Consider the following 23,832-nt stretch of genomic DNA (forward strand, 5'->3'; position numbering starts at 1 on the left):
TCCCCTAGGGGACGGGGTCCCCCTCCCTACGGGGGACGGCTCACTCCGGAGTCGTACGAGGCGACGACGGAGGTTCGGTCCACAGGCCGATGAAAGCGGAGGGCCGAAAACCGACTATGGATACATGAGCGCAGCGACCTTCACCCCAGCCCCCGTCAGTCCCGGCCCACCCCCGGGAGCCACCGCCCTCCACGGCAGCCACCGCCACCGCCTCGGCGACACCCTCCGAGCCGTCAAGGTCTTCGCAACCGCCACCCTGAGCGTGGTACTCCTCGGAGAATACGAAGAGGAAGCAGGCGTACGCCGCCGGTAGCGCCCCGACAGGGGCGCGGGGAACGGCGCGGGCAACTCCCGAGGGGCCGCACGTGACGAACCGACCTCGACCCCAGGCTCTTAGGGGCGCGGGGAACTGCGCGACCAGCACAGACCAACCCGCACCCTCGCCCGCTCAGCTCCCCGCAAGCAACTCATCCGCATCCACGATCCGATACGCATACCCCTGCTCAGCCAGGAACCGCTGTCGATGCGCGGCGAAGTCCTGATCGATCGTGTCCCGAGCCACCACCGAGTAGAAGTGCGCCTGGTGCCCGTCGGCCTTCGGCCGCAGCACCCGCCCGAGCCGCTGCGCCTCCTCCTGCCGGGACCCGAACGTCCCCGACACCTGGATCGCGACAGTCGCCTCCGGAAGGTCGATCGAGAAGTTCGCCACCTTCGACACCACGAGCACACTGATCTCGCCCTGCCGAAACGCCTCGAAGAGCTTCTCGCGCTGCGCGTTCGACGTCTCACCCTTGATGACCGGCGCGTCCAAGTGCTCGCCCAGCTCGTCGAGTTGGTCGATGTACTGCCCGATGACAAGGATCTGCTGCCCGGCGAACCGCCGCACCAGCGCCTCGGTCACCTTCCGCTTTGTCACGGTCGTCGCGCAGAAGCGGTACTTCTCCTCGGTCTCGGCGGTCGCGTACGCGAGCCGCTCGGCGTCCGTGAGATTGACGCGGACCTCCACGCAGTCCGCGGGCGCGATGTACCCCTGCGCCTCGATCTCCTTCCAGGGAGCGTCGAACCGCTTGGGGCCGATCAGCGAGAACACGTCCGACTCGCGGCCGTCCTCCCGCACCAGCGTGGCCGTCAGACCGAGCCGCCGGCGCGCCTGGAGGTCCGCGGTGAACTTGAAGACCGGCGCGGGCAGCAGATGTACCTCGTCGTAGACGATGAGGCCCCAGTCGCGGGAGTCGAACAGCTCCAGGTGCGGATAGACACCCTTCCGCTTCGTCGTCAGGACCTGGTACGTCGCGATGGTGACCGGCCGGATCTCCTTCCGCGTACCGCTGTACTCCCCGATCTCCTCCTCGGTCAGCGAGGTCCGCTTCACCAGCTCGTGCTTCCACTGCCGGGCGGAGACGGTGTTCGTGACGAGGATCAGGGTCGTGGCCTTCGCCTGGGCCATGGACCCGGCGCCGACCAGCGTCTTCCCGGCGCCACAGGGGAGTACGACCACCCCTGAACCGCCGTGCCAGAAGTTCTCCACCGCCTGCTTCTGGTACGGCCGCAGCGCCCAGCCGTCCTCGGCCAGCTCGATGGGGTGCGCCTCGCCGTCCACGTAACCGGCGAGGTCCTCGGCCGGCCAGCCCAGCCTCAGCAGCGTCTGCTTGATCTGGCCGCGCTCGGAGGGGTGCACGGCGACCGTGTCCGGGTCGATCCGGGCGCCGACCAGCGGAATGACCCGCTTCGAGCGGAGGATCTCCTCCAGCACGGGCCGGTCGGTGGTCGTGAGGACGAGCCCGTGCGCCGGGTCCTTGGACAGCGTCAGCCGTCCGTAGCGGTCCATCGTCTCGGCGATGTCGACCAGCAGCGCGTGCGGCACCGGATAGCGGCTGTACTGCACGAGCGCGTCGACGACCTGCTCGGCGTCGTGCCCGGCCGCCCGCGCGTTCCACAGGCCGAGCGGCGTCAGCCGGTACGTGTGGATGTGCTCCGGTGCCCGCTCCAGCTCGGCGAAGGGGGCGATGGAACGACGGCACTCGTCGGCCAGCTCGTGGTCGACCTCCAGGAGCAGCGTCTTGTCGGACTGGACGATGAGTGGACCATTCACGCGTGCGTCCCCTTCTGCACAGCTGTGCGGTGTGCACGGCCAAACGTCCAGTGTGCCTGATCGTCCACGCAGCACGCCTCGAACCGGGTCGCGCCCCGTCCTGTCCTACTGGATGTCTATTCATTCCAATGAGTGGTGGGAATTCAGATTTACGGCCGTGGACCCGAAGAATGGCGATCCCCGCAGGTCACTGCCCCAGGTCACCGCCCAGGGAGAGCCACCGTTGTCCGGACCCGGTCACATCCACAGCCATGCCCCGCCGCACGCGCCCCCGCCGGCCTCACCGACTGTTCCGCTGCCCGTCGTGTCCCAGCCGTCCACCACGCTCGGGTACGCCCTCTTCGCCACCCGCTGGCTGCAGGCCCCGCTCTACTTCGGGCTGGTGGCCGCGCAGGGCGTCTACGTCTACAAGTTCTTCAACGAGCTGTGGAATTTAATTCTCCGGTGCGTGACCGGCCAGGCGAACGAGACGTACGTCATGCTCGCCGTGCTGAAGCTGGTCGACGTCGTCATGATCGCGAACCTGCTGATCATGGTGATCGTCGGGGGGTACGAGACCTTCGTCTCCCGCATCGGTCTCCAGGGCCACCGCGACCAGCCGGAATGGCTCTCGCACGTCAACTCCAACGTCCTGAAGGTGAAGCTCGCCACCGCCATCGTGGGCATCTCCTCCGTCCACCTGCTCCAGATGTTCGTGGACGTGCACCACACCTCGCAGCACGCGCTGCTGTGGGGGACGGTGATCCACATGGCCTTCATCGCCTCGGCGGCGATCCTGGCGTACATGTCGGGGCCGATGGCGGAGCACGGGGACCGCTCGCACAAGGGGCACGGGCACGCGTCGGCGCACGGCCAGGACGGAGCCGGCGGGGGGTATTCCGTCTCGACGTCCGTCCCGGCCGAGTTCTCGGCCTCGGCGGCGGCCGTGCGGGCCCCGGTCCCGAGCGCGGTCCCGGTCCCGATTCCGGCCCAGTCGACGGGCTCGTACCTGTCCTCGTCCGAGTCCTACGACTCCTACGACCCCTACGAGACGGGGGCCGAGACCCGGATCCGTGCCGCGCGTTTTCCGTCGCGGAAGCAGTTGGAGGAGTTCGACGAGGACCATCCGCGGGACTTCGACCGGGAGGTGCTGGCCCGGCTCGGCAAGCTGGACTTCGTCGCCTCGCGGCGGAACGTGGTGTTCGTGGGGCCGCCCGGCACCGGCAAGACGCATCTCGCCGTGGGCCTCGGTGTGCGGGCCTGCCAGGCGGGACACCAGGTGCTGTTCGCGACCGCGGCGCAGTGGGCCGCGAGGCTGACGGAGGCGCGGGCGGCCGGGCGGCTCGCCGAGGAGCTGGCCGCGCTGGACGCCCACCCGCTGCTGATCGTGGACGAGGTCGGCTACACCCCGTTCGACGCGGACACCGCCCACCTCTTCTTCCAGCTCGTCGCGCACCGCTACGAGCGGTCCTCGCTGATCGTGACCGGCGACCGCCCGCTCGGCCGCTGGGACGAGATCTTCGGCGGCGCCGCCCCCGCGATGGTCGACCGCCTCGCGCACCACGCGGAGATCGTCCGCCTCGAAGGGGACAGTTACCGGATGCGCCGGGCTACTTCAGCGTGGGCAGAGTGATGTTGTTGACCAGCGGCCCCTCGACGCTGACCCCCTCGGTGACGAGCGGTTCGACGGCGGCGACCGGGATGGGCAGCGGCAGCGCGGGCTGCGCGGCGGCGGCCTGCGGGGCGAGCACACCGACGATCGCGGCCGAGGCGAAGAGCGTGGCGGTGGCGGCGGTACGGATCGCGGTACGGGTCGCGGTGCGGGTCCGGAGCGTGGAACGCATGGGGTTTCTGAAGCCTTTCTGATGCTGCTGAGCGGGGGTGGGGGCCCTCGGAGGGGACGGGCCGGACTCGGGATGCCGAGTCCGGCCCGCGGGGCGTACGGGACGTGCGGGGGCGGCCTCAGAGGGTCAGACCCCCGCCGAGATCGATACCGATCGCGGCGGCCTGTGACGCGAGTGCGCCGAGCAGCGCGGCGGTACCGATCAGAACGGTGGCGACACGGCGAGCAGTGCGCATGGGACTACCTCCTGGTTGTGCGATCAGGCCGGTGCCTGATCAGGACGTCCAGTGGCTGCCCCGCGACCCGCGCCGCGATGCGGGAGGTCCCCGAAGGTCCCTCATGGGTGGGAAGCGTCCGGCGTGGCGTGCATGAACCGCCGCGTACACCCGGACGAGTGAGACGGGGGCGGACCTCCGGCCGCGGGCGGGGTGCGGTTTCCGGCCGGGCCCGCGTCAGGCCTGCCTCAACCTGCCTCGAGCAGGCTTCAGGCCTGCTCGTCCGCCAGTTCCGCGACGCCCGTCACGCGGTGCAGCGGATACGTGCGGACCTCGTCCGCGGTGTGGTCGTACGCCGTCACGAAGCCGCCCTCCACCTTGATCGGGGCGATGACGCGCTGGCTGGCGGAGCCCTCGGCGTTGACGTACCCGATCCAGAGGGTGTCGCCGGTGAGGACGGCGGCCTGCATGGTCGCGAGGGTCTCGGCGGAGGTGGTGCGCGGGAGCGTGCCGTTGCGGCCGGGAGCGGCGGCGGTGGGCTTGTGCGGGGTCGTGGAGGCCAGGTCGCCCGCGCGGATGGCCCGGATCGCGGCGCTCAGCAGGGTGGTGTCGGGGGACGGCGGACCGTCCGGGACCGGCTCGGGCGCCGTGCGCGGGGGCGTGCGATGAGCGTGCGCGCGGGTGATCAGCACGTCGCCCTCGGCCGACTCGGCGGCCGGTGCGAAGCCCATCGAGCGCAGCCCTTCGAGCAGCGTCGCCGGGTCGGCCTGCGCGGCCAGCACCGTGGGCGCGAGGCGGCGCAGGCGCAGCCCCTGGGAGCGCTTGTCGGCGATGATCTCGTTCAGCAGGGCGTCGTCGTCGCAGCGGACGTACGCCGACGCCGAGCCGATCCGCAGATGACCGTGCCTGCGCGCCACGTCGTCGATCAGATAGGTGAGCGGCTGCGGAACCGGCGTACGGGAGTGCTCGGAGAGGAAGGCGTGCAGGTCCGAGGCCGAGCGGCCCGCGTCCAGGGCCCGGCGGACGGAGCCCGGCGTGAAGCGGTACACCGTCGCCCCGCCCTTCGACTCCACGTCCGCGAGGACGTCCAGCGTGTCCGCCAGCGGGCGTTGCAGCGGGCCCGGGGCCACCGCCGTCAGGTCCGCCTGGAGCAGGACGTGGTCGAGCGGCTCGGGCAGAAGCGGCGCGAGCAGCTTGCCGGCGCGGGCGGCGGCGGAGGCCAGCTCGGCGGGCGAGCGGGGCTGAGGAGGGGGCGCGGGGTGGTGCCTGTGGTGGTGGACGGGGAGCTTGTCTCCCGGGCCGGAGGCCTGTTCCGCGCCGGAGTCCGTTTCCGGGGCGGGTGCGCTCGACTCCGCCCCGATCAGCGCCCGCCCGTGCGCCGACAGCGCCCCCCGCCCGGTGATACCCAGCGACTCGGCCTCGGACAGCGTCCACCGGGCGAGCCGGGCCCGCAGGTCGTCCGTGGAGGCGGCCCCGCGCAGCGCCCGCTCCCAGTGGAGGCGGGCGACGACGGAGTCGGGGGACGCGGAGGCGCCCTCGGGGAGCGCGGCGAGGAGTGTCAGGACGCGGTGGCGGACCTCGGGGGCGGCCGAGCGGTCGAGGCCCGGGCCCAGCGCCGCAAGGGTGCGCTCCTTGGTGTCCCGGCCACCGATCACGCCCGCCGTGCGGGTGCCGGACAGCCAGGCCGTGGCCAGTCGCGTCCAGCGCCCGGCAGCCGGGAGCTCCAGCCACTCGTCGTACGCCGGGGTCGCCGCGTACCGCTCGTCGGCCTCGCCGTCCGACGCCAACAGGCCTGCCGCGTAGGCGAGTTCGACCCAGAACGCGGCGACCGGTTCCGGGACGTCCAGGGCCACGGCGGTGCGCTTGAGGTCCCGTACGCTCAGGCCGCCCGCGCGCAGGACGGTCGGGCCGCCCTCGTCCCAGTCCTTCAGCAGCTCCTCGATGGTCGCGAGCGAGGTGTACGCCTGGCCGGCCGCCGTCGTGTCCACAACCTGTGGACGGTGCGTGGCGGCGGGCTCGACGGCGGGCGGCAGCGGCTCGGTGCTCCGGTGCGCGCGGCCCGCGCGCAGGTGGAGAGCGACCTCGCGGGGCAGTACGACCGTGCCGGGCGCCGTCGGCAGCAGCAGTCCGCGGTCCAGGAGCCAGCGCAGCCGCGCGGCCGGTTCGGCGGTCACCTGGCCGTACGGCGGGCCCCAGACCAGCCGGGACAGGACGTCCAGCGAGTCCGGCGGGGCCGCGGCGAGCAGGTCCGCCATCCGGGCGCGGTCGGTGAAGAGGGAGGTCAGGGAGGCCACCGCCGACACCGCGTCGTGCGTCGTGGGCAGCCCCGCCGCCGTGAGGATCTCCTGGATCCGGCCGGGGGACATGCCCGCCGTGGCCTCGGCGACCGTCGGCCCGAGGCCCGTCGGGGACGGGTGCTGCGGCGAGGGCGCGAGCAGTTCGCGGGCCGTGCGGACCAGGCGGAGCCGGTCGTCCGGGCCCCACACCAGGGCCTGTTCACGCAGGGCGGCCAGGGCGTGCGGGAACGCCCCGACGACCGCGGGGTCGTTCTCGTCACCGGCCAGCAGCGCCAGGAGCGTCTCGCGGTCCGCCGGCTCCGGGGCCACGGCCAGCGCCTCCGCCGTCTGGAGCGTGAACCGGTCCAGGCGCTCCAGGGCGCGGATCACCGAGGCGCGGGTGCCGGCACGGGTGGCGAGCTGCGTGAGGTCGGTGGGGACGGGCGTGATGAGGTCCGGGCGGGCGCGCAGGAGCGCGGCGAGGGAACCGTCGTCCTTCGCGCGGAGCGCCTCCGCGAGGGACCGCGGGGCCACCTGCTTCTCATCGCTGCTCATCCGCTCAACGGTAGCGGGTGGCGGGCCCGCCAGGGGCCGTCTGCCAGGGCCCGGAACCCGTGTACCGGGCGGACTCCGGGCGAACGGACCGTTTCCCGGATTGCCGCGGGATGAACATCGTCAGGAGGATCACGGCACCCCGGGCGACACTCCAACCTCACCGGGCACCCTGGGCTCCCGGTCAACTGCTCGGCAGGTCACGGGGATTGGGGGAGCCGAGGGCGGACCTCGCCTTCGACGCGTGCGCGAGCCGACCTGAGCCGCGTCCGTGCCCACCCCCCTGCGCTAACGTCGTCCCACGGGGTATTCGACGCACTCACCCCGGAGGGGACTTCGTGGGTATCGAGAGCGACCAGGTCGTCTACGAGTATCTGAGCCGTGTCGGTGACGTGGCTCATCAACGGCAGCTGCCGTCGGGCATCCGCATGCGCCTGGTCTCGGAGCTGCGCAACGAGATCGACCGCCGCCGGGCCAAGGCGACCGTCGACAGTCCGGCCGCGGTCCGCCGCATCCTCGAACGGCTCGGCACCCCCGAGTCGGTCGTCGCCGCCGCGAACGCCGACACCGGCGGGGGAGAAGGCCAGGCCGAGCCGCGTGCGGCCGTCCCCACCCAGCGCGCCCAGGAGCCCGAGCCGCGGTCCAAGCGCCTGCGCCGGGTCGTCCCCAGGCCGCGCCCCTCAGAGCCGGACGTCCCCGCGACGGCCGACTCGGCGCCCTCCCCGCCGCACCTCGCGAGCACGGAGGAACTCGGGTCCGGACAGCCCGACTGGTGGCGGGTGGAGAGCAGCCCGTTCGGGTCGGTGGACAGCGTGCCCGGGTTCACGGGCGGCATCGAGATCCCCGAACTGCTCAAGCCACCGCCCCGGGAGACGGACGAGCCGGACCCGAAGCCCGCGGCGCCCGTCGTACCCGCGGCACCCGTCGAGGCGGCCGAGGCGGACACGGAGGCCGGGAAGAAGACCCGCCGTTTCGTCCCCCGGCTGCGCCCCGTAGGCGGCGGCTGGACGAACCCGCTCCTGCTGCTCGCCGCGGCCCTGCTCGTCGCGGGCGCCGTCATCGGCAACCTCGTCATGCTCGGCCTCGGCTGGCTCATCGCCTACCTCTCGCGCCGCCTCAGCCCCACCGAGTCGAAGTGGGCCGTCCTCGGCGTCCCCGGCCTGGTCGTCACCGGTGGCATCGTCTGGCTCTGGGGCCGTACGGAGGGCCGCTGGGGCGCGCCCATCGCGGACGGCCACATGAACGACGCGGTCGCCGAGACCTGGCCCTGGGTCCTGCGCGGCGCGGCCATCGCTTCGGCGCTGTACCTGGTGTGGAGGTCGCAGCGGTCTAGGTAGTGCCGGAAGCGGCTGTGTCCTCCTGGCCTTCCTGGGCCTTCCGGTCCGCGTGGGTCTTCTGGGCTTCCTGTGCCGGGACACGGGCATCGCCGCCCCGCCACGGGGCGCCGGGCACCACCAGCGGCGACCCGGTCACCGGATCCGGCACGACCACGCACTCCAGCCCGAAGACCTCCCGTACGAGATCGGCCGTGACGATCTCCGACGGCGGTCCGGCGGCGACGATCTGCCCCTCCTTCATGGCGACGAGGTGGTCGGCGTAGCGGGCGGCCTGGTTGAGGTCGTGCAGCACGACGACGACCGTGCGGCCACGGTCATGGTTCAACTGCCGCACCAGGTCGAGGACTTCCACCTGGTGCGCGATGTCGAGGTAGGTCGTCGGCTCGTCCAGGAGCAGCAGTTCGGTCTCCTGCGCGAGCGCCATCGCGATCCAGACCCGCTGCCGCTGCCCGCCCGACAGCTCGTCCACGGGCCGCTCGGCCAGCGAGGCCACGTCCGTACGCTCCATCGCCTCGGTCACGGCCCGCTCGTCCGCCTCCGACCACTGCTGCCACCAGCTCTGGTGCGGCTGCCGGCCACGCGAGACGAGGTCCGCGACGGTGATCGCCTCGGGCGCGACCGGCGTCTGCGGCAACAGCCCGATCTGCTGGGCGATCCGCTTGGTGGGCAGCTTGGCGAGCGAGGTCCCGTCCAGGAGCACGGCCCCGCCCTTCGGCTTCAGCAGCCGCCCGAGCGCACGCAAAGTGGTCGATTTGCCGCAGGCGTTGGGCCCGACGACGACCGTCACCCGCCCGTCCGGAATCGCGAGATCCAGCTCGCGCACCACCGTGCGGTCCTCGTACGCGAGCGTCAGCCCACGCGCCGACAGCCTGCTCATGCCCTGCCACTCTTGCCCTTTGCCATGCCCTGCCTCACGCCTTGCCCCCAGAACGGACGGTACGGCTCCGGACGATGAGCCAGATCAGATACGGCGCCCCGACGGCCGCTGTGAACACCCCGACCGGCACCTCGGTCGGCGAGAACAGCCTCCGCCCCAGCAGATCGGCGAGTACGACGATGACGGCACCCAGGAGCGCCGAGCACACGAGCGGGATCTGCGCGGTCCGGGTCATGCGCCGGGCGATCTGCGGAGCCAGCAGCGCCACGAAGTCGACGGGCCCCGCGGCCCCGGTCGCCACCGAGGCGAGGACGACCCCGAGCACCACGAGCCCCAGCCGCACCCGGTTCAGCCGCACACCGAGCGCCGTCGCCGTGTCGTCGTCCAGACCGACCGCCCGCTGCGCCCGGGCCGCCCACGCGACGGCCGGTACGAGCACCAGGAGCGTCCAGCCCAGCGGCGCGGCCTCCGCCCAGCCGCGGCCGTTCAGCGAGCCCGTCATCCAGATCTGCGCCTGCTGCGCGACCAGATAGTCGCCCTTCGTCATGAAGAGCGTGGTCACCGAGCGCAGCGCGATCGCGAACCCGATCCCGATGAGCACGAACCGCGTCGCGTGCAGCCCGCCGCGCCAGGCGAAGACGTACACGAGCGCGGCGGCCAACAGCCCGCCCACGACGGACAGATACGGCAGGACCGTGTACGACGTCACCCCGAACGTCATCGCGCCCACCGTCAGCGCACTCGCGCCCTGGCTGATCCCGATGATGTCCGGGCTGGCGAGCGGATTGCGGGCCACGGTCTGGATCAGCCCGCCCGCGACCCCGAACGCCGCCCCGACGAGCAGCCCGACCACCAGCCGGGGCGCCCGCAGCGTCCCGACGACCAGCTCGTCCGCCGACGGCCGTCCGGTCAGGACCTTCAGCACCTCACCGGGCGCGACGAAGCTCTCGCCGACACAGAGGTACGCGAGACAGGCCGCCGCGAGCAGCACGGCGAGGCCCGCGCCCACGGCGACCGCCCGCCGGTGCAGCAGGACGGTGGCCCGCCGGGCGCGGAGTACGGAGTATCCGGCGGAGGCGGTGGTGGTGGCCCTTCCGGCCGTGGAGGTCGGGGTCTTCGAGTTCGTCGGGGTCGTCGAGGCCGTCGTCACGCCGGTACCGCCTTCCTGCGGACGAGCCCGACCAGGAACGGCACCCCGATCAGCGCCGTCATCACGCCCGCCGGGACCTCGCTCGGCGGGAACAGCACCCGGCCGACGGTGTCCGAGACGAGCAGCATGGTCGGGCCGAGGAGCGCGGCGAGCGGCAGCACCCACCGGTGGGCGGGCCCCACGATCGCGCGGGCGATGTGCGGAACGGCCAGCCCGATGAAGGCGAGGGGCCCGGCCGCGGCGACCCCGACCCCGGTCAGGACGGTGGCCCCGAGCCCGCCGACGATCCGTACCGTCGCGACCCGCTGCCCCAGCCCCTGCGCCACGTCCTCGCCGAGCGCGAGCGCGTCGAGCCCGCGGGCGACCGACAGTACGAGCACGGCCCCGACCAGCAGGAACGGCCACACCTGACCGACGATCTCCGCGTCCCGCCCGGCCAGCGATCCCACCTGCCAGAAGCGGAACTCGTCCAGCGCGGACGCCTTGGTGGTGAGCACGGCCGTGGTGACCGACACGAGCAGCGCGTTGATCGCGGCGCCGCCCAGCGCGAGCTTCACCGGCGTCGCGCCGCCGCGCCCGCTCGACGCGATCGCGTACACCGCGACCGACGCGACGGCCGCGCCCGCGAAGGCGAACCACACGTACCCCGTGAGCGTGTGGATCCCCGCGAACGCGATGGCGAGCACGACCCCGACCGAGGCGCCCTGGCTGATGCCGAGGATGCCGGGGTCGGCGATGGGGTTGCGGGTGATCCCCTGGAGGACCGTGCCCGCGAGCGCGAGTCCCGCGCCGACCATGAGGCCGATGGCGGTACGGGGAACACGGAGGCCGCGTACGACTTCGGCGGCGTCGCTGTGGCCGCCGTTCAGGAGTGCGTCCAGCACGGCGGAGGGTGGGACGGCGCGGGCGCCCACGGCCAGGCTGAACAGGATCGCCAGCAGTAGCGCGATGACGGCTGCCGCGAGGGCGGCGGCGCGTCTGGCTTGCATGGGCTGGTGCTCCGGGAGTGCGTGGCTGATGGCTGGCCGGTTTGGTAAGGCTTGGCTGAGTCTATGTGGCCGGTCGGGGTCGCTTGTCGGGTGCGGGTGGGTGGGGGCTGGGTGCGCAGTTCCCCGCGCCCCTTACGGGGCACGATGGCTGGGCACAATGGTCCATATGACTTCTCGTGTGCTGACCGTCGGCTTCGATCTCGACATGACCCTCATTGACTCCCGGCCCGGTATCCACGCCTGCTACCAGGCACTTTCCGCGCGGACCGGGACGTACATCGATGCCGATCTGACCATCACGAGGCTCGGGCCGCCGCTCGCGGAGGAGCTGGTGAACTGGTTCCCGGCCGAGCAGGTCGAGGCCGTGGCGGACGTCTACCGGGAGATGTACCCCACACACGCCATCGCCCCGACGCCCGCGATGGCCGGCGCCCGCGAGGCCATAGCGGCGGTACGGGAAGCAGGCGGCCGGGCCATCGTCGTCACCGCCAAGTACGAGCCGAATGCCAAGCTGCATCTCAGCCACCTCGGCATCGAGCCCGACGCCGTCATAGGCGGCCTGTGGGCCGAAGGCAAGGCGGAGGCCCTGCGCGAGTACGACGCGGGCATCTACGTCGGCGACCACACCGGCGACGTACGAGGAGCCCGCACCGCGAACGCCCTGTCCGTAGCGGTCGCCACGGGCCCGTGCGACGCGGACGAACTACGGGAGGCGGGCGCGGACGTGGTGCTCACGGACCTGACGGAGTTCCCGAGTTGGCTGGTGGGATACACGGGCGCGCCCCGATAGGGGCGACGAACGACTCTTCAGGAACCCTCGCGCGCCTGCCGCCGCCCACTGGCGATCGACTGGAACACCCCCGCCCCCGCGATGAGGAATCCAACCCCCATCAACATGCTCAACCCGAACATGTACGTAGGAAAGGGCGTCGTACCGAGCAACAGTGGGGCAACGGTGACCAGTGTGGCCAAGGCGCCGACGAAGAACACGATGGCACCGGCACGGATCAGTCCATCTCCGGCCGCGGCGGAATTCGTTTGGGTTTTGTCACGCACCCGACCAGGGTAGTTCCCTGCGCGGAGGAACAATCCGGCGACGTCTTGTCAGCAGCCGCCGGACCATTAGCCTTGGTACCGGCGGGTCCGACGACCCGCTGTAGTGCTATACGGACCCGTTTCCCGAGCAGTTTTCAGCCGCAGTTTTCAGACGCAGTTTCCCGACGAGTACGAGGACGAGGACAGACGTGCCTACCGGCAAGGTCAAGTGGTTCAACAGCGAGAAGGGCTTCGGCTTTCTCTCCCGCGACGACGGCGGCGACGTCTTCGTTCATTCCTCGGTCCTGCCCGCCGGAGTCGATGTTCTCAAGCCGGGTCAGCGTGTGGAGTTCGGCGTGGTCGCCGGACAGCGCGGTGACCAGGCGCTTTCGGTGACGATCCTGGACCCCACCCCGTCCGTCGCGGCTGCCCAGCGCCGTAAGCCGGACGAACTGGCGTCCATCGTGCAGGACTTGACGACCCTCCTCGAAAACATCACGCCCATGCTGGAAAGGGGCCGCTACCCCGACAAGGCCTCCGGCGCGAAGATCGCGGGCCTGCTCCGCGCGGTGGCGGACCAACTGGACGTCTAGGGGACTTGCTTCGCAGGCGCCCGCGCCCCTTTTTAAGGGGTGCGGGGCCGTCCACGTTCAGGGAAACGAAAGCGCGTCCGGCGCAAGAGCCGGTACCAGCCCCTCCGCCGCCGCCCGCGTCAACAGCCCCCGAACCGCCGCGTATCCGTCCTCACCGAGGTCGGCCGTGAACTCGTTGACGTACAGCCCGATGTGCTGGTTCGCGACGGAGACGTCCATCTCCTGGGCATGCTCCATGACGTACGCCCGAGACGCCTCGGGATCGTCCCAGGCGGCCCGCACCGACGTACGGGCGGACTCGGCGAGCAGCCGCAACGTGTCCTCGCCCAGCGACCGCCTGGCGATGATCGCGCCGAGCGGGATCGGCAGACCCGTCGTCGACTCCCAGTGCTCGCCCATGTCCGCGAGCTTGTGGAGGCCGTAGTTCTGGTAGGTGAAGCGCGCCTCGTGGATCACGAGCCCCGCGTCGACCTTGCCGTCCCGCACCGCCGGCATGATCTCGTGGAACGGCATCACGACGATCTCGCCGACTCCGCCGGGCACGACGTCAGCGGCCCACAGGCGGAACAGCAGGTAGGCGGTCGACCTCTCGCTCGGCACGGCGACCGTGCGGCCGGTGAGGTCCACGCCGGGCTCCCGGGTCAGCACCAGCGGCCCGCAGCCCCGCCCCAGCGCGCCCCCGCAGGGCAGCAGCGCCCACTCGTCCAGGACGTACGGCAGGACGGCGTACGACACCTTCAGGACGTCGAACTCGCCGCGTTCCGCCATGCCGTTGGTGATGTCGATGTCCGCGAAGGTCACGTCCAGCGCGGGCGCGCCCGGGACCCGGCCATGGGCCCACGCGTCGAAGACGAAGGTGTCGTTCGGACAGGGCGAGTACGCGATCTTCAGCGGCTCGGTGCTGCCGGTTCCGGTGCCAGTGCCAGTGCCAGTGCCGGTACCGGCGGCGGTCTCGTTCTCATTCTCAGCGGTCATGTGGATTCCAACTCTCCAATGCGGGCGCGAGCTTCCCGAACGCCCCGGTGAGTGCCGCGAGGGCGTCCCCGATCCGCCAGGCGGCGCGGTCGCGGGGCCCGACGGGGTTGGACACGGCACGGAGTTCCAGCACGGGCACGCCGTGCGCGGTGGCCGCCTCCGCGACCCCGAACCCCTCCATCGCCTCGGCGAGCGCCCGTGGATGGCGCCGGCGCAGTTCGGCGGCGCGCTCGGCGCTTCCGGTCACGGTGTTGACGGTGAGAACGGCACCGGTACGCGCTCCGGTGACGGCCGCGACCGCTCGTACGAGTGATTCCGGCGGACGGTGGGTGACGGCCCCGAAGCCCAGTTCGGTGACCGGGACGAATCCGTCCGCGGTCTCGGCGCCGAGATCCGCCGCGGTGATCTCGTCGGCGAGGACGAGCGATCCGACGGGCGCCTCGGGCTGGAAGCCGCCCCCGATACCGGCGGACACGACCAGGTCGTACGGCCCGGAGGTCCGGTCATCGGTCTGTTCATCGGTCTGTTCGTTCAGGGCGGCTGCCGTGAGCGCGGCTGCGGTCGCCGCGGCGGCTGCAGCCGGGCCCACGCCCGCGGCGAGCAGATCGAAGACGAGGGGGCCGCCCCCAGCGGGCGCCACCCGGCTCAGGGTCGCCCCCGGAATCGCGTACTCCCGGGCGGCCGAGGGCGCGAACGCCGCGGCCACCGCGTCCCGTTCGACGAGGACCGCGGTGGCTACGAGGACACGCATGCGCGGCGGATCAGGCGGCTCAAGCGTCGGCGTTCTCGAGCTTGAAGTTCCAGACGCCCGCGAACTTCGAGTCGGCCTTGTTCTGCTGGACGATGCTGATGTTCAGCGTCTTCGGCGCGGGCTGGCCCTGCTGGCTCGCGAAGAGGTCGACGCCCTCGAAGGAGTAGTACGTCTTCTTGAACGGGTCGGTGACGCGCTGACCGTTGATCCACAGGGCCCAGCCCTCGTCCGCGATCTCCGGGTCGACACCGATCCGCAGCGTCTCGCCCTGCGGGACGCTGATCGTGTCGGAGGCCTTCTTGAGGGCGCACTTGGCGGCTTCCGCGCGGCCGATGTTGTCGCCGTCCTTGTAGCACTCGGCCTCGGTGCTGACCGAGTCGTTGCCGATCGTGACGGTGGCCATCGGCGTCGGCTTGTCACAGGCGGACAGGACGAGAAGTCCGGCGGAAACGGCGCCTGCGGCGGCGACGGCGCGGCGGCGGCGCGCGAGGGGACGCTGGGAGCTCATGCCCGAAGGCTATCGGGCGGTCCCGGCGCCCCACCTATGCGGGTGGGGTACGCGGCGCGCCGCACTCGTCCTCAAGCGCCGGACGGGCTGGGGGCGGCGGGTCCGTGACGAGAGGTGCGGGCCCGTCGAGGCTGGCCGCGCAGTTCCCCGCGCCCCTAAAAACCAAAAGACTGCGCAGTTCCCCGCGCCCCTTCAGGGCTGAGCCCTCACGCCACCCGTGCGTGCTGTCGACCCCCGCGGCGGGCCGCGCTCAGCAGGCCCCGGACCGTGGTGAGCCAGCCGACGGCGACGATTCCGGCGGCCACCGACATGCCGAGCGTTCCGTAGAGCGGCAGCGCGATGCCGATCGCGCCACCGACCACCCACGCCATCTGCAGGATCGTCTCCGAGCGGGCGAACGCGGACGTCCGGACCAGCTCCGGCACATCCCGCTGGATCAGCGCGTCCAGCGACAGCTTGGACAGCGCCTGCGCGAACCCGGCGAACGCGGCCAGTATCGCGACGAGGATCACGCCGAAGAACACCGCGGCCGTGATCGCGACACCCAGCACCACCGCGATCACCGTCACGATGATCAGCTCCGGGGACCGGGTTCTCAGTGCCGCCCCGACCGCCGTGCCGAGCGCGTTGCCCGCGCCCGCCGAGACGCCCACTATCCCCAGCGAGACCGCCGCGCTCGCACCGGCCAGCGGATGCTCGCGCAGCAGGAACGCGAGGAAGAAGATCAGGAACCCGGAGAGACACCGCAGCGCCGCGTTCGCGGCGAGCGCGTGCGTGACCGCCGTGCCGACCGTACGCAGCCCCGGGCGCTTCGGCGGTTTCAGGTGCGGCCCGTGCAGGTGCTGCTCGTCCGCGGCGAGCAGGGCCTTGTCCTCGCCCTTGGCCGAGTCGACCTTGTGCGGGAGCTGGAACGACAGGAACGTACCCGCCACGAAGATCACGAAGGCGCCGTAGAGCGGATAGCGCGGCCCGAGCGCCTGCAGTCCGGCCCCGATCGGGGCGGCCACACCGGTGGCGAGGAGGCCGCCAAGCGTGACCCGTGAGTTCGCCTTGACCAGGGAGAACGCGGGTGGCAGCAGCCGGGGCACCACCGCGCTTCTGACCACGCCGTACGCCTTCGACGCCACCAGGACGCCGAGGGCCGCGGGGTAGAGCTCGATGCTGCCCGTGACGACCGCGCTCGACAGCAGCAGGGCCATGAACGCGCGGGCGATGAACGCGCCCGCCATCGCGGCGCGGCGGCCGTGCGGGAGGCGGTCCAGGAGCGGGCCGATGACCGGGGCGAGGAGCGCGAACGGGGCCATCGTGATCGCGAGGTAGAGCGCCACCCGGCCGCGGGCCTCGTCCGTCGGAACCGAGAAGAAGACCGTGGAGGCGAGCGCGACGGTGATCATCATGTCGCCGGCGCCGTTCACGCCGTGCAGTTCGATCAGCTTGCCGAGGCCCGACTCGCCCGCGCCGTGCGCGTGCGTCGCCTTTCTGATGCCCCTCGCCGTCCCCGTGAACGGCAGGTGCAGGGCACGCCCGACGGAACGGACGGCCCCGCGCACCGGGCCCGATCCGCTCGTTTGTCCGGCCCCGGCCCCACCGATCCCGGTGGCACCATGGGGCGACCTTGCGGCTGCCACTCCGCAATAGTGCCCCGAGAACGGCCCATGTAGCGCGGTTACCGCGCGTATAGGGGCTGAGTGGACGCTGTGAGTTCGCCGCTGAGCGCCGGGTTCTGGGGGATTGCGGAGCGGCTCCGGAAGGGCGGACCGGCGAGATTTCGCCACCGAACGGCGAAGAACAGCCTGGCGAGTGCGCCGGGCCGGCCATCGCGGGACCGGGCAAAGCGCCCATCGCGGAACCGGTAAAGGCCACGCCGAGGGGCGGCGAAGAGACCGCGGTGTAGGCCAAGCGCCGACGAGACGGTAGCGTGCGTAGCGCGCCCGCGGCGGTTGTTCTCGGCCGCGCGCCTCTCGGCCATCCCGCAGAATGGATGACGTAGGTGCGCCCGAGTGCGATCGGGCGCGGACGTCGACGCGGCCCTCCGGTCCGCTCCGTCCGCACCCCCGTCGAGGGACGGCGCACTCGTGAGACGGCGTAGGAGAGAAGCGATACCTGTGAGCGCGACAACGCGAAGCCGAACCCCCGACCGTCTGTGCGCCGAGGCCGTCGACCTCGCCCGGGCCGCCGCCGAGGAGGCCGCCGTACCAGGCGTCGTCGGCGAGCACGCGGGGATGGTCAGCGAAGGGGATCGCGTCGTCACGCACTTCTTCGAGTGCAAGGACCTGGGCTATCGCGGGTGGCGCTGGGCCGTGACCGTGGCCCGGGCCTCGCGGGCGAAGCTCGTCACCCTCGACGAGACGGTGCTGCTGCCGGGACCGGACGCGCTGCAGGCGCCCGAGTGGGTGCCGTGGAGCGAGCGGCTGCGGCCCGGGGACATGGGTCCGGGGGACCTCCTGCCCACGGACGCGGAGGATCTGCGCCTGGAGGCGGGGTTCTCCGGCGAGGACGAGCCCGCGCCGAACTCGCCGATCTCCGACGAGATGGCCGAGCTCGTGGAGGCGGAGGACGCCGAGGTCACGGCCGGGACGCCGGCCACGCTGCCGGCCGTGCCGACCCGCGGGTCGATCGCCTCCGTCGCCGAGGAGCTCGGGATGCGGCGGGCGCGGGTGCTGTCGCGGTACGGGCTGCATGTCGCCGCCGACCGCTGGGAGGACTCGTACGGGCCCAAGACGGCGATGGCCCAGGCCGCTCCCGCCACGTGCGTCAGCTGTGGGTTCCTGAATCCCATCGGGGGCTCGCTCGGGCAGGCGTTCGGGTTGTGCGCCAATGAGTTCTCGCCGGCGGACGGGCGTGTGGTGTCGCTGTCGTACGGGTGTGGCGGGCACTCGGAGGCCGCGGTCATGCCCAAACCGCCCCGGCCGGCGCCGCCGGTGATCGACGAGACCCGGGTGGACCCGTTCCCCCTGCGTCCGTCGCCGGACTCGGGGTCCGTGTCCGTCGGCCCGGACGAGTCCTCGGCGGAGTTCGGCCACTCCTGAGCTGCCCCCTGGCTGCCGCCGGCTCGCCTTGAGGTGTGGGTTGGCTGTCGTCGGCCGCGCAGTTCCCCGCGCCCCTGAGGTGGGTCGGTGTCGGCGTGGGGTGTTGGGTGCGGGTGAGTTTCGGCTGAGGTGCGCAGTTCCCCGCGCCCCTAAAAACGGGGCTGCACCCCTGGCTTTTCGTCTTCAGGGCCGCGGGGAACTGCGCGACCGGCACACGGGCCCGCGCTGAACTCACGACATCAGCAACCTCATCACCCTCAGGGGCGCGGGGAACTGCGCGGCCGGCACACGGGCCCGCGCTGAACTCACGACATCAGCAACCTCATCACCCTCAGGGGCGCGGGGAACTGCGCGGCCGGCACACCGGCTCGCGGCGAACTCACGACATCAGCAACCTCACCACCCTCAGGGGCGCGGGGAACTGCGCGACCGGCACACCGGCCCACGGTGAACCCACGACATCAGCCACCCCACCCACCCAGGGGCGCGGGGAACTGCGCGGCCGGCCACAGGCAACCCCCACCCACCTCACCCGCGGAGCCCCCCGCAGGGGACCACGCGGTACCTTCTTGCCGCGGCCGAGCCACCGCGTGCGGCCGTACAACGTAAGGGAGAGTGACCGTGAGCAAGTTCGTGCGGCCGGCTGCCGAGGGCGCGGACCCGTTCGGGACGGCGCGGCTCCGTCGCGGGGTGCTGGACGCCTGGGCGACGAGCCCGGCGCGGTTCCGTGAGGACGCCAACGCCGAGGAGGACCTGGTCCTCGGCGGCTACCGGGACCGGCTGGTGGTCGAGCTCGCGCAGAACGCCGCCGACGCCGCCGCCCGGGCCGGAGTGCCCGGCAGGCTCAGGCTCACCCTCCGCGACGGCGTCCTCGTCGCCGCCAACACCGGCGCCCCGCTGGACGCGACGGGCGTCGAGTCGCTCTCCACGCTGCGCGCCTCCGCCAAGCGGGACGACACCGACAGCGCGGTCGGCCGCTTCGGCGTCGGCTTCGCGGCCGTGCTCGCCGTGACCGACGAACCCGCCCTCGTGGGGCGGCACGGGGGCGTCCGCTGGTCTCTCGTGGAGGCCCGCGAACTCGCCACCGACATCGCCCGCCACAGCCCCGGTCTCGGCGACGAACTGCGGCGCCGAGACGGTCATGTGCCGCTGCTCCGGCTGCCGTTCGCGGCCGAGGGCACCGCCCCGGACTCGTACGACAGCGTCGTGATCCTGCCGCTGCGGGACGCGGCGGCCGAGGATCTCGCCGAGCGGCTCCTCGGCGGTGTCGACGACGCGCTGCTGCTGGCCCTGCCCGGGCTCGCGGAGGTCGTCGTGGAGGCGAGGGACGGGAGCGTACGGACCATCCGCCGCCACGTCGACCCGGACGCCGAGGGCGATGTGGTCGTCGAGGACTCCCGTGACGGTACGACCCGCTGGCGCACCGTCTCCGCACACGGCGCCCTGGAGCCCGCGCTGCTCGCCGACCGGCCCGTCGAGGAGCGGCTGCGCCCTCACTGGTCGGTCACCTGGGCCGTCCCGGTCGACGCCGACGGCACCCCGGCCAAGCCCCGCACCAGCCCCGTCGTGCACGCGCCCACGCCCAGCGACGAACCCCTCGGCGTGCCCGCGCTGCTCATCGCCTCGCTCCCGCTCGACACCACCCGGCGGCACGCCGCCCCCGGCCCGCTCACCGCCTTCCTGATGCAGCGCGCGGCGGACGCGTACGCCGGACTGCTGGCCGACTGGCGGCCGGTGACCCCCGGGATCATCGCCCTCGTGCCGGGCTCGCTCGGCAAGGGCGAGCTGGACGGGACGCTGCGTCAGGCGATCCTCGACCGGCTGCCGCGTACCGCCTTCCTGCCGCCCGCGGTCGAGCCGACCGGCGACGAGGACGAGGACGACGACTCCGGCCTTCCGGAGGCCCTGCGGCCCCGTGACGCCGAGGTCGTGGAGGGGGCGGGCGCCGAGACCGTGCAGGTCCTCGCCGAGGTGCTGCCCAGTCTGCTGCCCGCCGGGCTCGAACGGCGGGCGGAGCTGCGGACGTTGGGCGTCGCGCGCGTGCCGCTGACCGAGGCGATCGACCGGCTGGCCGGACTGGAGAAGGACCCGCAGTGGTGGCGGCGGCTCTACGACAGCCTCGCCGGGGTCGACCCGGACCGGCTCACGGGGCTGCCCGTGCCGCTCGCGGACGGCCGTACGACGATCGGGCCCCGGCAGGTCCTGCTGCCCGCCGCCGACGGTGAGCGGGCCGCCCCTGAGGCCCTGGTCCGCCTCGCCCGCCTCGGCCTCAAGGTCGCCCACCCGGACGCCGCCCATCCGCTCCTGGAGAAGCTGGGCGCCCTGCCCGCCACCCCGCGCGCCGTCCTCACCACCCCGCAGGTCCGCGCGGCCGTCGCCGCCTCCCTCGACGACGACGGCGGCGCCTGGGACGAGGACGCCCCGGACGCCGAGGAGCTGGCCGACACCGTCCTCGCGCTCGTCCGCGACGCGGGCCTCGAACCCGGCGACGAACCCTGGCTCGGCGCCCTCGCCCTCCCCGACGAGGAGGGCGAACTCGCCCCGGCCGGCGAACTCGTCCTCCCCGGCAGCCCGTTCGCCCAGGTGATGCGCGAGGACGAACTCGCCTCCGTGGACACCGAGTTGGCCGAGCGCTGGGGCGAACAGCCGCTCGCCGCCTGCGGGGTGCTGGCCAACTTCACCCTCGTACGCGCCACTGACGTGGTTCTCGACCCCGACGAACTGGAGCCGCGGGAAGGGGAGTTCGCCGAGCCCGACGACGCGGGGCTCCTCGACGCCGTGGACGTGTGGTGCGAGGACGTGCTGGACCGGCTGCCCGACTCGCCGGTGCCGCCCGTCGCCACGGAGCTCGTCGCCGTACGGGACCTCGACCTGGTGGACGAGGACCGCTGGCCCGAGGCCCTCGCCCTGCTCTCCCGCCCGCCGCTGCGGGACGCCCTCACCCAGCCGGTCCGCATCCTGCTGCCCGACGGGACGCACGAGATCGTCCGCCCGTACACCGCCTGGTGGCTGCGCGGGAACCCGGTCCTCGACGGCCGCCGCCCGGCCGGCCTGCGCGCCGAGGGCGGCGACCCGCTCCTGCACGGCCTGTACGACGCCGCCGACGCCACCGGCTTCAACGACGAGCAGGTCCTGCGGGCCCTCGGCGTCCGCACCTCCGTCGCCGCCCTCCTCGCCGAACCGGGCGGGGCCGCCGAGCTCCTCGACCGCCTCGCCGACCCCGACCGCGAGGTCACCTCGGCCCAACTGCACGCCCTCTACAGCGCGTTGGCCGACCTCGACCCCGAACAGGTCACCCTGCCGGACGAGTTGCGGGCCGTGGTGGACGGTCGGGTGACCGTCGTGGACGCGGCCGACGCCGTGGTCGTCGACTCGCCCGACCTGCTGCCCTTCACCACCGGCACCCCGCTGCTCCCCGTCCGCCCGTCGCGCGCCGCGGACCTCGCCGAGCTGTTCCAGGTGCGGCGGCTGAGCGAGTCGGTCACCGGCGAGGTGACGAGCGAGGGCGTCGAGCACGAGGTCCCGGAGTCCGTACGGGTCCTGCTGGGCCCGGCCACCCCCACGACGTACGTCGAGCACGAGGAGCTCTTCGTCGACGACACCGAAATCGACTGGCGCCGCACCCGTGACGGCGTGCTGCACGCCGCCACGGTGGAGGGCGTCGCCGCGGGCCTCGCCTGGGCGGCCGGCCAGTGGCCGCGCCGCTTCGAGGTCGGCGCCCTGCTGGAGGACCCGTCCAGGACGGAGGAACTGGCACGGGACCGCTGGTTCGACTGAGGGGCCCTGAAGGGGTCTTGAAGGGCCTTGGTCCCGGATGTTCGGCAGGGGCGCCCGGGGCCATTGATGTGATCTGGGCAACATAGGCACCAGAAGTTCACAACTCGTACAACCATTCGCTCCCTTCGTGGATCTGATCACCGCGAGCCCTCGGGCTCCGCAGTCTCAATGACCGGACCTCGCGTGACATGGCTTCGCCGCGAGGTCCCTCTCCACGTGGGGAACGCATGCGTATACGTGCCACCCTGGGCGTCGTCACCGGTGCCCTGGCCCTTTCCGTCCTCGCCGTGCCGGCCGCTCAGGCCGACGACTCGGCGGGCGACACCAAGATCTCGAACGTCGTGGTCAACGGCGGCAAGGACGTCGTCGGCGGCGCGACCGGGAAGAAGACCTTCACGGTCAGCTTCACCGCCACGGACGACTCGGGCATCGACTGGGCCCAGGCGATCCTGTACCACGGCTCGGACATCGAGTCGTCCGACAGCGGCGCCGTCGCCAACAGCAGCGACGGCCGCGCCACTTGCACCGAGGTCAACGCCACGACCTCGACCTGCAAGTCGAGCTTCACCCTTGAGTCCGGCGCCAACCTGATCAACTCGGTGGCCGGCGGCTGGAAGGTCTGGGCGCTCGCCGCGGGCGTCGACGCCGACTACGTCCAGAAGGACAACGCCAAGGGCTTCAAGGTCAAGCGCGCCTCCAAGCTGACCGTCAACGCCTCGCCCGAGCCCGTGAAGAAGGGCAAGACCATCACGGTCAAGGGCAACCTCACCCGTGCCAACTGGGACACGGGCCGGTACGCGGGCTACACCTCCCAGTCGGTGAAGCTCCAGTTCAAGAAGAAGGGCACGACGACCTACAAGGACGTCAAGTCGGTCAGGTCCGGTTCGGCCGGCGCCCTGAAGACCACGGTCACGGCCTCGGTCGACGGCTACTACCGCTACAACTTCGCGGGTACGACGACGACTCCGGCGGTCGCGGCCGCGGGTGACTTCATCGACGTGCAGTAGGACCCTCGGGTGTGTGGGGGTGAGTGGTGATGATGACCTTGGTCACGTGTACGCAAAAGATTCACCTCGCGTACAACCATTCACCCCCGTCACGCATCTGATCACTCGGGTCAACAGACTCTTGATCACTTCGGCCCCGACGTGAGGACGAATGCCGTCCGGGGCCCTTTCTCCATCAGGGGAACGCATGCGCATACGTGCCACCGTGGCCGCCGTCACCGGCGCCCTGGCTCTCTCCGCCTTCGCCGTTCCGGCCGCGCAGGCCGACGACTCCGCCATCTCGCGCGCGGACGTCGCGAAGGTGCTCGACTCCGCCCACGCCGCCTCCGGCAAGAGCGGCGCCCGTATCGCCGCCGCCGAGGCCGACGCGCCGTACGCCCTCGACGCGAGCTTCTCGAACGTGAAGGTCAACGGCGGCAAGGCGATCGTCGCCGGCACCAGCAAGCAGGTCACCGTCCCGACGACGTTCACGCTGACGCACGCCGCCGACGTGGACATCGCCGCGGCCGACTTCGTCGTCGACCTGGAGATCTACCGCGGTTCCTACGACTCGCCGGACAACTACCTGTTCGGCGACCTGTACCCGACCTGCACGCCGGTCTCCACCACCGTCGCGTCCTGCAAGGGCACGATCGACGTCCGTCCGGGCGAGGAGGAGCTGCTCAACTCCGACGCCGGTACGTGGAACGCCAACGCCTACGCCATCGCCTTCAACGGCCAGGACCCGTCCGCCGAGGACTTCGACATCACCAAGGTCGGTTACGCCGAGGTCGCCAAGGCCGGTACGACCAAGGTCCAGCGGTTCTCCAAGCTGACCGTCAACGCGTCGCCCGAGCCCGTGAAGAAG

General features: G+C 72.2%; 20 protein-coding genes. 9 read left to right on the plus strand and 11 right to left on the minus strand.

The genetic code is table 11. The annotated features are described in order from the left end of the window. Positions 1 to 124: 124 nt before the first annotated feature. Positions 125 to 313: a hypothetical protein gene (locus tag AOK17_RS47930; RefSeq protein ID WP_079052716.1), complete on the plus strand. Its 189-nt coding sequence runs from the start codon at positions 125 to 127 to the stop codon at positions 311 to 313. A 135-nt stretch (positions 314 to 448) separates the two neighbouring features. Here the strand turns inward: AOK17_RS47930 and AOK17_RS00800 are convergent, their stop codons facing one another. Further along, complete coding sequence (locus AOK17_RS00800) at positions 449 to 2,092, minus strand: DNA repair helicase XPB (RefSeq protein WP_055610274.1); 1,644 nt, start codon at positions 2,090 to 2,092, stop codon at positions 449 to 451. Positions 2,093 to 2,396: 304 nt separating this feature from the next. Here AOK17_RS00800 and istB point away from each other — a divergent pair, with 304 nt between their 5' ends. Beyond that, positions 2,397 to 3,704 carry an IS21-like element helper ATPase IstB gene (gene istB, locus AOK17_RS00805; protein WP_245696966.1) on the plus strand — a complete coding sequence of 436 codons (1,308 nt, stop codon included), beginning with the start codon at positions 2,397 to 2,399 and terminating at the stop codon, positions 3,702 to 3,704. Here istB and AOK17_RS00810 read toward each other — a convergent pair. Both AOK17_RS00810 and AOK17_RS00815 read right to left on the minus strand, forming a co-directional pair. Further along, complete coding sequence (locus AOK17_RS00810; protein WP_055610275.1) at positions 3,682 to 3,915, minus strand: hypothetical protein; 234 nt, start codon at positions 3,913 to 3,915, stop codon at positions 3,682 to 3,684. The two genes, istB and AOK17_RS00810, sit on opposite strands and share 23 nt — an antisense overlap. Positions 3,916 to 4,398: 483 nt before the next feature. Beyond that, positions 4,399 to 6,960: a helicase-associated domain-containing protein gene (locus AOK17_RS00815; RefSeq protein ID WP_055610276.1), complete on the minus strand. Its 2,562-nt coding sequence runs from the start codon at positions 6,958 to 6,960 to the stop codon at positions 4,399 to 4,401. 335 nt (positions 6,961 to 7,295) lie between these two features. Between AOK17_RS00815 and AOK17_RS00820 the strand changes: the two genes are divergently transcribed. Next, positions 7,296 to 8,294, plus strand: coding sequence for a hypothetical protein (locus AOK17_RS00820; protein ID WP_055610277.1), 999 nt, complete (start codon positions 7,296 to 7,298; stop codon positions 8,292 to 8,294). Here the strand turns inward: AOK17_RS00820 and AOK17_RS00825 are convergent. The 3 genes from AOK17_RS00825 to AOK17_RS00835 form a co-directional block, all read right to left on the minus strand. Continuing rightward, positions 8,287 to 9,171 carry an ABC transporter ATP-binding protein gene (locus tag AOK17_RS00825; RefSeq protein WP_055610278.1) on the minus strand — a complete coding sequence of 295 codons (885 nt, stop codon included), beginning with the start codon at positions 9,169 to 9,171 and terminating at the stop codon, positions 8,287 to 8,289. The two genes, AOK17_RS00820 and AOK17_RS00825, sit on opposite strands and share 8 nt — an antisense overlap. 34 nt (positions 9,172 to 9,205) lie before the next feature. Then, entirely contained in the window at positions 9,206 to 10,204 is a 999-nt protein-coding gene (locus AOK17_RS00830; RefSeq protein WP_245696967.1) for a FecCD family ABC transporter permease, read from the minus strand. Positions 10,205 to 10,317: 113 nt separating this feature from the next. Beyond that, on the minus strand, positions 10,318 to 11,310 hold the full coding sequence (locus AOK17_RS00835) for a FecCD family ABC transporter permease (protein WP_055610280.1): 993 nt from the start codon (positions 11,308 to 11,310) through the stop codon (positions 10,318 to 10,320). Between the two features lie 157 nt (positions 11,311 to 11,467). On the opposite strand from AOK17_RS00835, the gene AOK17_RS00840 reads away from it, so the two are divergent. Next, entirely contained in the window at positions 11,468 to 12,100 is a 633-nt protein-coding gene (locus tag AOK17_RS00840) for an HAD family hydrolase (protein ID WP_055610281.1), read from the plus strand. Between the two features lie 17 nt (positions 12,101 to 12,117). Here the strand turns inward: AOK17_RS00840 and AOK17_RS00845 are convergent, their stop codons facing one another. Further along, positions 12,118 to 12,366 carry a hypothetical protein gene (locus tag AOK17_RS00845; protein ID WP_055610282.1) on the minus strand — a complete coding sequence of 83 codons (249 nt, stop codon included), beginning with the start codon at positions 12,364 to 12,366 and terminating at the stop codon, positions 12,118 to 12,120. A gap of 188 nt (positions 12,367 to 12,554) precedes the next feature. On the opposite strand from AOK17_RS00845, the gene AOK17_RS53480 reads away from it, so the two are divergent. Further along, complete coding sequence (locus AOK17_RS53480; RefSeq protein WP_055610283.1) at positions 12,555 to 12,938, plus strand: cold-shock protein; 384 nt, start codon at positions 12,555 to 12,557, stop codon at positions 12,936 to 12,938. Positions 12,939 to 12,995: 57 nt separating this feature from the next. Here AOK17_RS53480 and AOK17_RS00855 read toward each other — a convergent pair whose 3' ends face one another. From AOK17_RS00855 to AOK17_RS00870, 4 genes are all read right to left on the minus strand, one after another. After that, positions 12,996 to 13,823, minus strand: coding sequence for a 1,4-dihydroxy-6-naphtoate synthase (locus AOK17_RS00855; protein ID WP_055610292.1), 828 nt, complete (start codon positions 13,821 to 13,823; stop codon positions 12,996 to 12,998). A 79-nt stretch (positions 13,824 to 13,902) separates the two neighbouring features. Further along, a complete protein-coding gene (locus AOK17_RS00860; protein WP_055610284.1) occupies positions 13,903 to 14,664 on the minus strand; it encodes a futalosine hydrolase in 762 nt (253 codons plus the stop codon). A gap of 19 nt (positions 14,665 to 14,683) precedes the next feature. Beyond that, entirely contained in the window at positions 14,684 to 15,172 is a 489-nt protein-coding gene (locus AOK17_RS00865) for a hypothetical protein (RefSeq protein ID WP_055610285.1), read from the minus strand. 206 nt (positions 15,173 to 15,378) lie between these two features. Next, positions 15,379 to 16,800, minus strand: a complete 1,422-nt coding sequence (locus AOK17_RS00870) for an MFS transporter (protein ID WP_079052717.1) — start codon at positions 16,798 to 16,800, stop codon at positions 15,379 to 15,381. Positions 16,801 to 17,277: 477 nt separating this feature from the next. Between AOK17_RS00870 and AOK17_RS00875 the strand changes: the two genes are divergently transcribed. The 4 genes from AOK17_RS00875 to AOK17_RS00890 all read left to right on the plus strand — a co-directional run. After that, positions 17,278 to 18,201 (plus strand): DUF3027 domain-containing protein, encoded by a 924-nt coding sequence (locus tag AOK17_RS00875; RefSeq protein ID WP_055610287.1) that lies wholly within the window; start codon positions 17,278 to 17,280, stop codon positions 18,199 to 18,201. Positions 18,202 to 18,822: 621 nt separating this feature from the next. Then, complete coding sequence (locus AOK17_RS00880; protein WP_055610288.1) at positions 18,823 to 21,978, plus strand: sacsin N-terminal ATP-binding-like domain-containing protein; 3,156 nt, start codon at positions 18,823 to 18,825, stop codon at positions 21,976 to 21,978. Positions 21,979 to 22,205: 227 nt separating this feature from the next. Next, positions 22,206 to 22,985, plus strand: a complete 780-nt coding sequence (locus tag AOK17_RS00885; protein WP_055610289.1) for a DUF5707 domain-containing protein — start codon at positions 22,206 to 22,208, stop codon at positions 22,983 to 22,985. 187 nt (positions 22,986 to 23,172) lie between these two features. Then, positions 23,173 to 23,832: hypothetical protein (locus AOK17_RS00890; protein WP_055610290.1), on the plus strand; the 660-nt coding region annotated here is incomplete at its 3' end.

Source organism: Streptomyces phaeochromogenes, assembly GCF_001418655.1.
Classification (GTDB): domain Bacteria; phylum Actinomycetota; class Actinomycetes; order Streptomycetales; family Streptomycetaceae; genus Streptomyces; species Streptomyces phaeochromogenes.